Genomic DNA, 14777 nt, shown 5'->3' with positions numbered 1-14777 from the left:
AAAATAGCATTTTTCGAAATGATCGAAAAATGCTACTTTCGTATATATAGCGACCAAGCATACAAGTCTATCCGGCCCGATTATCATTTACCAGTAGCAAATATTCTTCTCTGCCACTATGAATCAATACCTGCATCACAGACTGGTTCGGGTCTATATCAATATATCGATCTGCCTCAACATCCTTGGCATCCCAGTGATTAAGCCGGACAATGTAGCCGATTCGCTGTATATCAGGGGCCACCTGAATACGCGCTACTGCACGACCATCATCCAAATCACGGAATTCGACATGTCCGTCGCGGTGCCCCGTTCCCCATACCCATAGGTTCCAGCCAGTGTATTGCCGATCCGCACGCTCATAGATCAGTTCAATCGTGCGAAATGGGGCGACTTCACTATCGTTTCCAAGCTGGACATCTGTCAACGCTATGGCTGTACCTGCAATTTCTTGATCTGTTGCCTCATCCGAGTCTTCCAATTCGTTCTCCGCCTGACGATTAGCCTGATCTTGTTCAATCACAAATGAGACTCGTGCAGGTTCTTCCTGATCATATAACACCATCATCGACCAGCGTGATACGGTTACACGATGGCCTACGACTTCATACCGTGTCTCATTACCAGCCCCGTGTGCATCCACGACCACATGCCAACGATCCGATTCCGCAGGCAATGCTATCGTCTGCTCTGCATCCGAGCCGTTATAAATCACCACAATATGATTCCAGGCATCGCCGTTAGCATGGTGCCTCAAAGCAAAAGCCACCACATGCCCACTGCTTTGCAGCACTTCCATGTGCTGCTCCACAAGCTCACGATGATCCATTCGGAATGCCGGGTGGCTGCGTCGCAAAGCAATTAAGCCTTGGTAGTAATCAAACACTGGGCGAAACCTCGCCTTGTTATCCCAACGGATGGCATTGACTACATCTGAGCTTCGGTAGCTATTATGGTCTCCACATTTGGAGCGCAGCAGTTCATCCCCTGCATGAATAAAAGGAATACCTTGAGATGTGAGTACCATGCCGTTAGATAACAGGGACTTGCGTACGGTTTCGTCCTCTAGCAAGTTATTTTCATCCAGTTCCCAATACGGGTCTGCTTCGGCAACAGCTTGTTCAGGTGTCCTCCCATCCTGTGGCTTCCCCTGCTCCCATTGTGGAAAACGACAGTGCTCCCGCAATTGTCTTACCGTCAAAATTTTATCCCACAGATTGAGATTATCGTGGGCAGTTACATAATTGACGGTCTCTGATGGCTGAGCTGTGAAATCATGAATCGCCCCAAAAGCACCTTTGAGCACCTGTTCCTCCTGATGTTCTGCCCCCGTGGCAAACCCACTCCCAGTACCGTCGCTATCCCCCTTAATAGCAGAACGGTAGTTGTCGTTAAAAACAGCAAAGCCTTTGTCCCGTTGCGTTCCTTTTAGTGTAAGCAAGGGTTGCGGAGATTCTCCTCCCGTCCAAGGCTCACCATAGATAAGCAGATCCGAACGCACTTCAGAGCGAAGTTCTTGCGTAAGCTGCACCACGGTTGGGGTATCAATCAGACCCATCAGATCAAATCGAAAGCCGTCTATATGATATTCCTCTGCCCAATAGCGTAGTGAATCTTTGATATACTTGCGCACCATCGGGCGTTCGGTTGCCACCTCATTACCTACACCTGATCCATTGGTGAGCTGCCCTTGTTCATCTGTTCGGTAATAATATCCAGGTACAACAGGCTCAAATGGCCCCTGTTCCACCGAATAAGTATGGTTGTACACAACGTCCATAATGACACCGATGCCGGCAGTATGCAAAGACTGTACCAGCAGTTTCAGCTCTCGTATGCGTGTCTCCGGATCAGCCGGATTGGAAGAATAAGACCCCTCCGGCACATTATAATGCTGCGGATCATAGCCCCAGTTATATTCAGTATCTAATTCCGCAAAGTCATTCACCGTATGAAAATCAGCTACTGGAAGCAAATGAACATGTGTAATGCCCAGCTCCAGCAGATGATCCAGCCCGATGCTGTTCCCCTCAGTATCCTTCAATCCCGTATACGTAAAGGCCTCAAACCGTCCCTGAGCAGCAGATAAGTCTTTTTTCCCCGTATTAAAATGGGTATCCATCGAAAAATCACGTACATGAAGCTCATAAAGAATGGCATCTGTCGGCCGCTTAAGTGTAGGCCCCGCATCCAATTCCCATCCGTCCGGGTTGGTTTGAGCCAAATCAATGATCGCTGTACGCTGCCCGTTGGCTGATACCCCTGTGGCATATGGATCAGCAGCGTAATGAATGGTGTTGTCCGCCCACTCCAGCCTGTACATGTAATAATATTTGTTCCAGTCCCCTTCCAGCTCTATAGACCATACACCTTGATCATCACGGCTCATGAGAAATTCCTGACCACCGCCGTGCTCCTGAACGTTCCCCTCCTGATCGTACACCCCCGCATCGTTATACAACGCTATATGGACCTGCTGCGCAGTCGGTGCCCATACCTTGAACTTGCTGCCCGCAGGCGTATAAGTAAGACCCAAATCATAGCCTTCATATATAGGATATGTTGTGTGCTCAAGCTCTTTGAGCTGATTGAAATCTGACATTCCTGTTCACCACCCATTTCTGTACATCGGCTTACAGCCTCTGTTCATCCATCATTTATGATGTTTATGACTTGTCAATATACCTCAGGATTTTGTAAAATCTTCACCTAATAGGCTATCAAAATAAGACAAGCTTGAAAAGCTGGATGATTTAAATAAGGATGACGCTTCCATTTCAACGCACACTCCATTTTATGACAAAACCATGAACAGGCTACAGCTTTTGCCCTCAAGGTATAACAATAATTTCCTAGATTTCATCACTTATTGCTAAATAAGTACGTTAAAAAACACGTTAGAAAAGTCAGGACAATCTACGGTTATCCATTTCAAAAATATCGTCAGCAATCCGCATGGTAGAACTTCGGTGCGAAACAAGGACAACCGTTTTATCTTGCTGCTGTTCCTTTAACGATTTTAAAATAATTGCCTCGTTCAGGCTGTCCAAATTGCTGGTAGGCTCGTCGAGCAGTAAGAGAGGAGCATTATGGACAAAGGCTCTGGACAGTCCCAAGCGTTGACGTTCTCCACCGGACAGCCTGTCCCCCAATTCTCCAACTCGGCTATCATACCCTTGAGGCAAGGTCATAATAAAATCGTGCACGGATGCCTTACGTGCTGCTTCCACCACCTGCTCATGTGTAGCATCAGGCTTTCCGATTTTGATGTTAGCTGCAATTGAATCATCAAACAGGAACGTATGCTGGTCTACATAGCTCTGTAAGCCTCTCACATGTCGGGTTCCAATTTCCTTCAAATCGTGCCCGGATAGCAAAATTTCACCTTGCTGCGGGTCCCTAAATCGCATCAGCAACTTCAGCAGCGTAGACTTGCCAGAGCCGCTTTTACCCTGAATGCCTAAAATCCGCTTATGCGGTATCGTGAGACTTACATCATTCAGCACCGTTTGACCATCGTATGCAAAAGTCACCTTGTCTACTTGTGCCCCAGTAAAGGCAACACTTATCCCTTCGATATTTTCCTCTACCTCCGGGGTTTCCTCCAATAGACTCAATACTCGTTCCCCGCTCGCCAGCGTTTGAAGCAAATTGTTGGACAAATTGCTCAGCGCGACGACCGGACCAAATGAACTAAACAGGGCAATGACAGAAATTAGCATACCTGTAAAGTCAACCTGTCCATTAGATATACCGTACAATCCAGCCAGCAGCATCAAGAATGAGAATCCAACTACAGCCGCATCTGTGATGGCTCTTGTGATACCTTCATGATGCTTCAAGTCCTTCTGCTTGGCATCTAATTGATCCGTACGACGGTTAATCTCATTCAAACGTTGTTCTCCTTGCCCATATTGCACAATTTCCTTCATACCCCGTAAGCTGTCCAAAAAATAACTGCTCAGCTTGCCAAAGCTGCTTCGGTATTCCATCCCTTGACGTTTGCCCATACGTGACGTGATTAAGGGAATAAATAAACCGACAGTTAGGTAAGCAAGCGCAGCAAGCCAGGCTAGCAGAGGCTCATAAGAACCGATAAAAAACACCATGAGTAGTGAAGTGATGATGCCGATCATAACAGGCGCTATCGTATGCGCATAAAATACTTCCAGTAGCTCAATATCACTCGTAATGAGTGAAATCAGATTCCCCTTGTCCTTGCCTTCCAATTTGGCTGGAGCGAGTCTGCGCAGGGCTTGAAGTACCTTATCACGCAGTACAGCCAGCAGCTTGAAAGCGAGATAATGACCACTCATTTGCTCGCCATAACGGAATACGCCGCGCAGTACAGCACAAACGACAATCGTCGTCAGCAAAAACGACATGGTGTAGCCTGTAGTGATGCCCGTTGCTGTAAGCAGAGCTAGGGCTCCAAACACTATAATGCCAATAGCACAAACAAAACCAAGCACTCCTGTAACAATCGTGATGAGCAGCACAGGTAAAAGAGGCCCCGCCAATACCAATAATTGGCCCATGATCCGTAATCCGTGTCTACGCATATACAGCCCCTCCTTTTACAAACTGCTCTACCCGGTGTTGACTGAGATACATCTCTGCATAATGTCCCTGCTGGCTCAACAGCTCATAATGCGTTCCCGATTCTGCCACCAAACCGTTTTGCAGTACATAGATACAGTCGGATTGAACTACATTTTCCAGTCTGTGAGAGATAAGAATCACTGTTTTTTGACCTGCCAGCGCATGTATAACCTCCATAATGCCTTCCTCACTTTCACTGTCAATGTTAGAGGTGGCCTCGTCAAAAATGTACACACGACTATCATGCAGCAATGCTCTGGCTAGTGCTAGCCGTTGGCGCTGTCCTCCTGACAGATTCGCTCCCTGCTCTTCCAGTTCTGCTTCCAGTCCTCCTTCTGAAAGGATAAAATCATACAGCTTCACTTGTCGCAAAGCTTCCAGCATTTGTTGCTCATCCGCGTGCTCATTGCCCATTTTTAAATTCGCTTCCACTGTGCCTTTAAAAATATAGCTGTTAAAACCGATCCAGGTCATGTGACGCATGCGGCTTTCTTCCGAAATATCGGTAAGTTCGGTTCCTCCAATCGTCAAACTTCCTCGATACCCCTCGTGATGCCCAACGATCAATCCGGCTACCGTACTTTTACCAGAGCCTGATTCCCCAACAATTGAAACAAAGCTGCCCTGGGGAATATCCATGGATATATTTCGTAAGGTATCTCTTTCGTCGTAGGCGAAACTCACCTGTTCCAGTCGAATATCTGTGTTTTCTATGCTTTCTTGTCCTTGTATAAGATCCTCAGTACTCAACATTTGAAATATTTTGTCGCTTGCTGCCATTCCGTTCATAGCGATATGAAAGTAAGAACCCAGCAGACGCAGAGGAATGAAAAATTCTGCCGACAGCAAAACAATGATGATTGCTCCCGCCAAGCCAATATGGCCTGAAGAATATTCGCTTACCGCGACCAGTACACCCGCAGCGGCACCACCAAATGCGATAAGATCCATAATGGCCACGGAGTTAAGCTGCATTGTCAGCACTTTCATCGTCATTTTGCGAAAATCCTCAGCTGCTGTGTTCATTTCCTGATGTTTATCCTGATCTGTCCCGTACATTTTGAGCGTAGTCAGTCCTTGTACATTCTCCAAAAAGCTGTGACCCAGATTGACGTAGCTGCCCCAATATTTCCGAAACAGCTTTTTAGCCATCCTCATAATGACAATGATCGACACCGGAATTAAGGGAACGCAGATCAATAGTATAATGGCTGCTTTGAAGCTGACAAAAGAGAGGGTGATGAATAACGTTACGGGGGCAAGCAGACTGTAAAATAGCTGAGGCATGTATCTACCGAAATAGGTTTCAAGCTGCTCTACCCCTTCTACAGCAACCTGTATAACCCCCGAGGTGGAGGTATGATCTGTATATGCGGGTCCCATTTTGAGCAACTTGCCGTAAATTTGCGAGCGCAGCGTTTTTTTAGCATTTACCGAAGCACGATAGGATAACATACTGGCTGCATAATTGCTCAGACAGCGAATTGCAATAGCAGCAATAACAATGACCGTCATAGATAGAATCAGCTTGCGAGTCACTTGTCCTTCCCATGCCTGCTGCATAACAAAGGCCATAGACAACACAGCAGCTATACTCCCCAAAAGACCGATCCACTGCACAAGCACACCCAATACGATATATTTCCGAGAATGTTCCACTAGACCGAGCAGACGGCTGTCGACCATTTTAGACCTTTTTTTCAGAGTAGGTGCAGGTGAAGACGTTTTTTCTGCTGCAGCTTTTCTCACTGTTCCGATTCGGAATATAAAATAATAATATTTAAAAAGGATGACCAAGACGATGAGCGTTCTGCCCCACACATTAGGGGTGAAAATAAAGCCTGTAATCAGCATCGCTGACGCTAAGCCCAATGTCGTGATTTTCGTAGACAACTTCAACGACCTTGTTTGCACAAAACTCTCTAGATGCTTTTGGTACAGAGAGGTATTCGAAAACCACTGGTGAATCCTTTCGGACCCCCGCATAAAGAAAAAGGTCGCTAGCAGTAGAAACGGTGTAGTCGGTAGCAACGGTAGCACTACACCAATAACTCCAAGCGCCAAAAATAAAAACCCTAAGGTAATATAGATCGGTTTCACTATAATCCTCCCTAATAGTTATAATAGTAATGATTTCATTTTATAGATAATGATAATCATTATCAATATAAACAATTTAAGCAGGTTGTTATGTGATGTAAATCACGCATATAAAAATCCTCTTGAAGCACATCTCTACAGAACACGTTAGTGTTGATGTCGATGCTTTGTCTTTAAGAGGATTTTCGAGAGAAGATGTTTATAATTCGTTGTTTTATGAATTTATAATATCATATTGCTCCAATATCTGCCGATGTAACGGGTGATCTGCGGTTATGGAAGTATAACGCGTTAGCGCCACACCCAGTCCCTCACTGCGGATCACCTGCTGAAGCTCGACTGCCTCGGGGTCCTCCGTAATATCAAATTTACAGGCAGCCGCCATACCTAACGCCAGATGATCCGTCGGGATGCCATACTCCTGCGCTTGCAGCGCGGGACGCACAAGACGGTCATTGGGAGACAGCTTACGCAACGGTGAACGTCCGACCCGAGTAACATCGTCTGTCAGATTAGGGTTGCGGAAGCGATCCAAAATTTTAGAGATGTACTTCTTATGCTCCCCTTGATCCAAACTGAAGCGCTTCACAAGCACTGCTCCTGTCTCCTCTAGTGACCCTTGTATCGAATCCACCACCTCGCTATCCTTCATAGCCTCCTGAATGGTAGCATAACCTGCGTTATAACCAAGATAGGCTGCCACGCAATGCCCCGTATTCACCGTGAACAGCTTTCGTTCAATGTAAGGCTCTAGATCCTGCACGTACAGGATACCTTCGATTTCTTCATGCTCAGGTGCCATTTGCGAACGATCCACCACCCACTCGTAAAAAGGCTCTACCTGTACATGTAACGGGTCCTCGTGGTGCTGGATCGGCACAATCCGGTCTACAGCAGCATTTGGAAAATACACCGAAACCTCAGCCTTGGCACGGGTCGCCTCATCCAATAGGGCAAAAACATGCTCTTTCAGTTGGGCGCTGCCTCCGATTGCATTTTCACAGGCAATCACATGCAGCGGCCTTGCTCCTCGCTCTACCCGCCGCTTGATTCCCTCCGCAATGCCTGCTGCTATGTGCTTGAGGATGCTGACCCCTACTGCGGTCGTTACCAGATCAGCGTGGTCTACCGCATCGGCTACAGCCGCTGCATCCTTGCCGTCAATCGCCGTCACATTCGTGACCAGCTCCGTATCCTTTGTATCATTGGCTAACTCTACGGTGTATTGTTTACGACGACGTAACTCGGATACAAGGGTGTCGTTGACATCTGAAAAGACAACCTCATAGCCTGCACGCGACAGAATCAATCCGATAAACCCGCGACCGATATTTCCTGCTCCAAAGTGGACGGCTCTCATAGTTCCATCTCACTTTCGAACAGATCTATAATTTCCTGTGGGGTCACCGCGTTGCGAAGTTTATCCATATTTTCTTCCTCCGCACACACCACAGCGATACTCGTCAAAATCTCCATATGATCGCCGCCTTGTGCTGCAATGCCGATTACCATGTATGCTTTTTCTTCCCCAAAATCTATGCCTTGCGGAAACTGAACGATGGAGATGCCTGTGGATTGAATAAACATCTTGGATTCCTTGGTGCCATGTGGAATAGCCAGCCCGTTCCCGATATAGGTGGACACGATCTCCTCGCGTTCCAGCATCCTGTCAATGTACTCACTTGAAATATGTCCTGCATCCAGCAGGATTTGTCCAGCCATACGAATCGCCTCATATTTGTCTTTGGCGGTTGCGTTCATTTTCACTTTGTCTATCGTCATAATACTCACGGTAGGTTCCTCCCTGTCCCTAATTTACTGTGGAAAAATTCAGCTAGTTCACTCGATATATAATTGACAATATGATCCCTGCTACCGTGTTCCAGTAGCGTAACCATATCTTCCTGCAAGAGTAATGCACTAATCTCGCTCAATACCTCCAAGCTTTCTCTCGGCAACTCACGAGGTCCCAACATGAGCAGCACGCATTCTACTTGTTCGTCTGTATCCGCCAACAGCGGTTCTGCCAGCTTATACAAGGTAAGCGAAGGCTTGCGAATATAGTGGCTGCGCGTATGAACTAAAGCAATGGAGGTATCAGAGATCACCTGACTACCTTGGCGTTCTCTTTCCATGAGCTGTGCAGCAACCGCAGAAGGCTCTGTAACATTTCCCCGCCCCGCCTCCAACATGCATATAGCCTCTACGGTCGCCGCCATATCCATCCCCTGATTTTCCAGTGGATACACTTGAAATTGCTGTACAATGTGTACAATTTCCTCGAGACTTTTCCGCAGACCGGTAAGCCACTCCATATCCTGACCAGGCTGAACAGCCTGTTCCTGCTGATGGTCATTGGGATGATTGAGTGTAATATGCTGGATGAATTGACGCAGGCGATCACTCTCCTCCTGCGTCAGCAACGGGCTGATCTTAAGATACCGATCCGGTTCAAGCGGTAGCTCTACTGTCGAAATGATCAGATCATAATCCTCCTTGGGAAGCCGCGCCGCCTCGTACCATGAAGCCCTATCCACAATTTTGATTTGTGGCAGCTCTTTGGCGAGCCTTGTTGCCAGAAGTCTGGATGATCCAATGCCGCTCGTGCAGACTACGATGGCCCGCACCTCCCGCCGCAATTGTCGTAGCCGCTCCAGCGAAGCGCCGAAATGCATGACGAGAAATCCGATCTCTTCATCTGGCACTTTCATTTCTGTCATGTCCGCTGCAGCCTTTTTCACTGAGTCGAATAAGCTGCTGTAGTCCTTACGTATTTGCTGAAGGAGGGGGTTACGAATCGACCTGCCTTCCTTCAAACGTTTGAACACCGGGGCCATGTGGGCAATCAGTCCTTCACGCAGAACACGGTCCTCTTCCAATGGCGTGCCTGTCTCTTCCTCCACACGACGAATCAACTCATGAACCGATTCCAGCAGTACGAGATCATCCAGCGGTAGTAGCCGGGTGGAGTGATCCTCGGCATCACGAAACAGTAGCCTGAGATAAGATCGTTCCGGCTCTGGAAATTCAATATCCAGCGCCTCTGACAACTCCGTGCATATGCGTTCCACCATAGCTGTGCGAAGCATGATATTTTCATCTGAATCTGTTTTTAAATATGAGGGAAGAGGATCCATAACATACCCGAGTCGCAGACGTGCCAGCGAAACGCAAATTTGAATCAGCAGCTCCATATATTTGCTTTCCACCATGTTTTCCAGCCATTTTTCATGGGGCTGCCAGAGGGCCTTTTCCACAATCAGCAGGTTCCCTCTGCCAATCATCTCCAGTAACTTGTCGGCGACACGGGTTACAGAACGAAGTTCTTCTCGGACTGAAAACAGATCAGATTCATCCAAATATTCGAGAGCCAGCTCGGAAATCGCCCGTCTTTTGTCTGTCTCCCGTCCTGTAATCTCGACGCCGTACCCCCGTCTGCGGACAAGCACGAGCCCCCGTTCCCCAATCCAGCCTTGTAATTCGTCCAGATCATGACTGACCGTAGTTACCGTGACTTTCAAGTCTGAAGCCAGCGCCAGCAGCTTGATCGGCTCCCGTGTATCCAGCAGCATGCAGAGAACCACGATCTTTCTCTCCTCAGCCGAATATTCGTCTGACTTCGTATGCAGCAATTGCCTTCGCAGGCATACAAGCTGAGCTGGGTCAGCATCTATACAGATACCAATCCCTGACTTTTTCTCCAGCTTGACCTCATGAGCTGCCAGCCAATGCTCGACTGCTCCCAGTTCCCGATGAACCGTCCTTGTGCTGACATTGATCTTCGTGGCAATTTCCCCGGCTGTAACCTCTTTGGACTGCTCCAGAAGATATTCCACGATGTCACGTTGTCGTTTCGTAATATTCATAAGCGCATACCGTTCCTTCCCAAGCTCATCCCTCCAGCAGGAGACGTACACTGCATACAGTCCGCCTGACTACGACGGGGATTAAGAATCGGATTTCAGACGTTCAACCAGCGCTTCGTATTCAGGGCTCTTCAGAAAGTTGTCAATGGAAATGTGCTCAGCATTCGGGGCTACTGTTTTAGCCCGGTCTGTCAACGTTTTTTGCGTAATGACAATATCCGCATCCTGTGGAATTTCACTGATTGCCGTATTCGTAACTGTCACACCTACGCCCGCCTGCTTCATTTTTTTGCGTAAAATCGAGGCGCCCATAGCGCTTGAACCCATACCTGCATCACAGGAAAAGACGATCTTGTTCACTTCGGATTTATCCTTGAGCGTTCGATCTGCGGCAATCTCGGCAGCACGATCAGATTCGTGGTTATCTTCCGTTACAGTGGCGTTAGCACTTGCACTCTTGCTTTGATTTTTCATATCTTTCAGGCGGGATGCAGCTTCCTCCAGCCCCTCTTCTTTTTGCTTACTAGTCTTGAGTAACACTGCGGCAACAGCAAAGGATACGACCGCAGCAGCGATCACCCCGCTCAGCATTGGCAAATATCCGCCTTTTGGCGTCATTAGAAAATAGGCGATGATGCTACCCGGTGAAGGAGCAGCAACCAGTCCGGCACCTGTCAACATAAAACAGAAGGTTCCCACAACGCCCCCAGCTATAGCAGCAAGAATCAAAATCGGCTTCATCAAAATATAAGGGAAATAAATTTCATGAATCCCGCCGAAAAAATGAATGATGACTGCGCCAGGAGCTGACGACTTCGCAGTGCCTTTGCCGAACAGGCAGTAGGCCAGCAAAATACCGAGCCCTGGCCCAGGGTTAGATTCCAGCATGAACAGTACGGATTTTCCTGTTCTTGCAGCTTCCTCCAACGCAATCGGACTCAATACTCCGTGATTCAGCGCGTTGTTTAAAAATAATACTTTTCCGGGCTCAATAATGAGGTTGACAAGCGGCAGTAGCCCTGCGTTCACGAGGAACTGTACCCCTGCCGACAATATTTGACTGATCATTTGTACAATCGGGCCGATCGCCACATGGGCAAGCAGTGCTAGAATGGCACCGATAATCCCGGCCGAAAAGTTATTGACCAGCATTTCAAAGCCTGATCTGACCTTGCCTTCAATGGCCTTGTCGAACTTCTTCAATATCCACGCAGCCAGCGGACCAGCTACCATCGCGCCCAGGAACATCGGGATATCGGCTCCCACTATGACACCCATCGTCATAATGGCACCAATCACACCTCCACGCTGTCCGTGAATCATCGTGCCCCCTGTATAACCGATCAGTAGCGGCAACAAATAATTTTTCATCGGGTCAACCAATTGTGCAAAACCTTCGTTTGGAAACCATCCGGTCGGAATAAAGAGTGCCGTAATCAGCCCCCACGCAATAAAGGCTCCCATATTGGGCATAACCATACCGCTAAGAAAACGGCCAAAACGCTGTACGGCGACACGAGTGCCTCCTTTTGAACTTGGCTTTGCGTCCAATGTACTCATATTCAAATCCTCCTTGTAGGTAAGCATCACTACCTTTTCTTAAAATTCATACTAAATGACAGCGCTATCTTCATCAACGAAATGAAAACGTACTTTCGTCATGAACGTTGATGACAACATTTAAATTTAAATTATCCGGGAAGGTATTATACCTGCATAATTCTTCTTAATATGACCTGTAGCTATAGAAATTAGTCGAAAAACCGTGCTGGATTATGTATGATTCTTATATGGGGACAACCCTCTAAATCAGAATAAAACACGTAATTACGTTTGCAAAAAGACAAAAAAATAGCCGCTATGTTAAATCATAGCGACTATTTTATACAATAATCGAGCAGACAAATAACCCTCTTACTCCATACTACAATGCTCCATTACTGCCCATCGGAAATCAACTGCTCATACTGGTCCGCAGACAGTAGCTTGCCCAAGGCTTCCTCCACCTCTTTATCCATCTCTACTTCGATCATCCAACCTTTGTCATAGGGAGATTCATTCACTAGCTCAGGCGTACTTTCCAGCGTTTCATTCACTTTTAATATGGTTCCCGTCACCGGAGCAAAAAGGTCGGATACCGTCTTCACCGATTCAATCGTACCGATCTCCGCTCCCTGCTCAATCGTTGCTCCCGCCTCAGGTAATTCTACAAAAACAATATCACCCAGTTGATGCTGTGCAAAGTCTGTAATACCAATCCGCACCGTTCCATTCTCTGTCCGCTGAACCCACTCATGTTCGTCTGTATACCAAAGTTGCTGCTTCACTTCACCCATTCTGTTCCCCTCACTTCCATATGAATAAAATCGCTTTTGCTCACCTGTATTAGACAGGTTAAGATTATGACAACAAGAACACTCATGTCAATAATACTAACAAAAATACTTCATATCACCTCATATAGCGTACTATATAAAAAAATGATAGCTTATAACAAACGCTTACATATCCTTATTTATATATTAAATGTTTTTTCTATTATTTTTGATGACATTTTTATTGACATTTTGAATGAATTTGCGTATTAATGGGTTATAGCAAATGCTTTGGGAAACACACCGACAACTGCAAACGCGGATGAACGCGGAGGGAGAGACTGCCAAAAAGATTCGCATAGCTGTTGCCGCTTGTGAGACATAAGTGCACGCGAATCGGATCAAGTTGTTATCTGCAAAGCCAGGTAATATACCGTTGATCCCGAAGGTAGCGCCGAAGGAGTAAACCTGCATTGCAGGTGAATCTCTCAGGCAAAAGGACCTCTGCCGGACGCATCTCTGGAGAGCATTCGCTATTGGAGCGGATCACCCAAGGGGAAACCCGGTACATACCGGGGTAACTTTCTGGTATCAAGGACAGAGCTGAAAAAAGAGTGTAGACTGCCGTCTATACGTTTTTTTCGGCCTGTCTTTTTTGTTTAGCCGATCACACCGGATAGGAGTGGAATAATGACTAATTTGCGAAAAACACCGCTATATTCGTCCTACGGGACGCAGTCTGGGGTTCGTTGTATTGACTTTGGCGGCTGGGAGCTCCCGGTTCAGTTTAGCGGCATTCAAAAGGAGCATGAGGCCGTCCGGCAACGTGCGGGTTTATTCGATGTATCGCATATGGGCGAATTTTTGGTTGAAGGCAAAGAGGCCGAAGCTTTTCTGCAAAGGGTGACCACGAATGATGTCAGCCAGTTGGAACCAGGTCAGGCACAATATTCACTCCTGTGTTACCCCGATGGAGGTGTAGTAGACGACCTACTTGTTTACTGCAAAGGACCGGAACGCTACATGCTCGTTGTGAACGCATCCAACATCGATAAGGATTGGGATTGGCTAATTCGTCATATGCCTGCATCCGTTCACATGGAGAATATGTCTGATGCGATAGCATTGCTGGCGTTGCAAGGACCGGAAGCAGCACGTATTGCCGCAGCCGTGGCAGATACGGACATTACGAATCTGGCATCTTTCCGCTTCCATGAGAATGTGCCATTGTTCGGAGCAAAAGCACTTGTCTCACGAACCGGATATACGGGCGAAGACGGTTTTGAATTTTATGTACCTGCTGCGGAAGCACCAGCCGTATGGGAGGGTTTGCTTCGTTCCGGTGAGTCGTATGGGCTGATTCCCGCTGGACTTGGTGCTCGGGATACACTACGCTTTGAGGCACGATTGCCGCTGTACGGTCAGGAGTTATCTGCCACGATTTCACCACTCGAAGCTGGTCTAGGTTTCTTCGTCAAGCTGAATAAAGGAGATTTTATCGGTAGAGAAGCACTGCAACGTCAGAAAGAACAAGGGATTCCTCGCAAATTGATCGGGCTGGAAATGATTGATCGCGGTATCCCACGCGCCCATTACCCAGTATTCGCAGAAGGACAACACATTGGTGAGGTTACAACGGGGACTCAGTCGCCCACCTTGAAGCGTAATCTGGGCCTCGCCTTGGTGGACAGTCGTTTTAGCGCCCTCTCTACACCGTTGGAGGTTGAGATTCGTGGCAAACGCCTGCGTGCCGAGGTGGTGGCAGCACCCTTTTATAGACGCCCGCGCTGATCTTAAACTCTTTTTATTTCTATAAAGCAAACATGTCAGATATGAACTTCTGGTTTTTTCATCTCACACACTTTTTTATTAGCTAATTTACGTTTGAAATTTG

The 14777-nt window shown here is 47.3% G+C and carries 9 protein-coding genes and 1 riboswitch; of the genes, 1 reads left to right on the top strand and 8 read right to left on the bottom strand.

The window, feature by feature from the left end:
* Positions 1-67 precede the first annotated feature (67 nt).
* The 8 genes from pulA to gcvH all read right to left on the bottom strand — a co-directional run bounded on the left by pulA (position 68) and on the right by gcvH (position 12904).
* Positions 68-2602, bottom strand: coding sequence for a type I pullulanase (pulA, locus tag ACQW03_RS18600; protein WP_441951101.1), 2535 nt, complete (start codon positions 2600-2602; stop codon positions 68-70).
* 304 nt (positions 2603-2906) lie between these two features.
* Positions 2907-4562 carry an amino acid ABC transporter ATP-binding/permease protein gene (locus ACQW03_RS18595; RefSeq protein ID WP_441951099.1) on the bottom strand — a complete coding sequence of 552 codons (1656 nt, stop codon included), beginning with the start codon at positions 4560-4562 and terminating at the stop codon, positions 2907-2909.
* The gene (locus tag ACQW03_RS18590) at positions 4555-6702 is read right to left on the bottom strand and encodes a DUF454 family protein (protein WP_441951097.1); all 2148 of its coding nucleotides are present in this window, start codon (positions 6700-6702) and stop codon (positions 4555-4557) included. The genes ACQW03_RS18595 and ACQW03_RS18590 overlap by 8 nt, the downstream gene beginning before the upstream one ends.
* Positions 6703-6916: 214 nt before the next feature.
* On the bottom strand, positions 6917-8062 hold the full coding sequence (locus ACQW03_RS18585) for a mannitol-1-phosphate 5-dehydrogenase (protein ID WP_441951095.1): 1146 nt from the start codon (positions 8060-8062) through the stop codon (positions 6917-6919).
* Positions 8059-8493: a PTS sugar transporter subunit IIA gene (locus ACQW03_RS18580; protein WP_441951093.1), complete on the bottom strand. Its 435-nt coding sequence runs from the start codon at positions 8491-8493 to the stop codon at positions 8059-8061. Before ACQW03_RS18580 ends, ACQW03_RS18585 begins: the two co-directional genes overlap by 4 nt.
* Positions 8490-10568 carry a BglG family transcription antiterminator gene (locus ACQW03_RS18575; protein ID WP_441951091.1) on the bottom strand — a complete coding sequence of 693 codons (2079 nt, stop codon included), beginning with the start codon at positions 10566-10568 and terminating at the stop codon, positions 8490-8492. The genes ACQW03_RS18580 and ACQW03_RS18575 overlap by 4 nt, the downstream gene beginning before the upstream one ends.
* A gap of 81 nt (positions 10569-10649) precedes the next feature.
* Positions 10650-12128 (bottom strand): PTS mannitol transporter subunit IICB, encoded by a 1479-nt coding sequence (locus ACQW03_RS18570; protein WP_076294372.1) that lies wholly within the window; start codon positions 12126-12128, stop codon positions 10650-10652.
* Positions 12129-12505: 377 nt separating this feature from the next.
* Positions 12506-12904: a glycine cleavage system protein GcvH gene (gene gcvH / locus ACQW03_RS18565; protein WP_071642426.1), complete on the bottom strand. Its 399-nt coding sequence runs from the start codon at positions 12902-12904 to the stop codon at positions 12506-12508.
* A 394-nt stretch (positions 12905-13298) separates the two neighbouring features.
* Positions 13299-13397, top strand: a riboswitch (glycine riboswitch).
* Positions 13398-13573: 176 nt separating this feature from the next.
* Between gcvH and gcvT the strand changes: the two genes are divergently transcribed.
* On the top strand, positions 13574-14674 hold the full coding sequence (gcvT, locus tag ACQW03_RS18560) for a glycine cleavage system aminomethyltransferase GcvT (RefSeq protein ID WP_220030049.1): 1101 nt from the start codon (positions 13574-13576) through the stop codon (positions 14672-14674).
* Positions 14675-14777: the final 103 nt, after the last annotated feature.

This window comes from Paenibacillus sp. DRB1-1 (assembly GCF_052119485.1).
In the GTDB taxonomy this organism is placed as follows: domain Bacteria; phylum Bacillota; class Bacilli; order Paenibacillales; family Paenibacillaceae; genus Paenibacillus; species Paenibacillus polymyxa_B.
The sequence above is the reverse complement of the archived record's forward strand: the minus strand, read 5'-3'. Positions and strand labels throughout refer to the sequence as shown.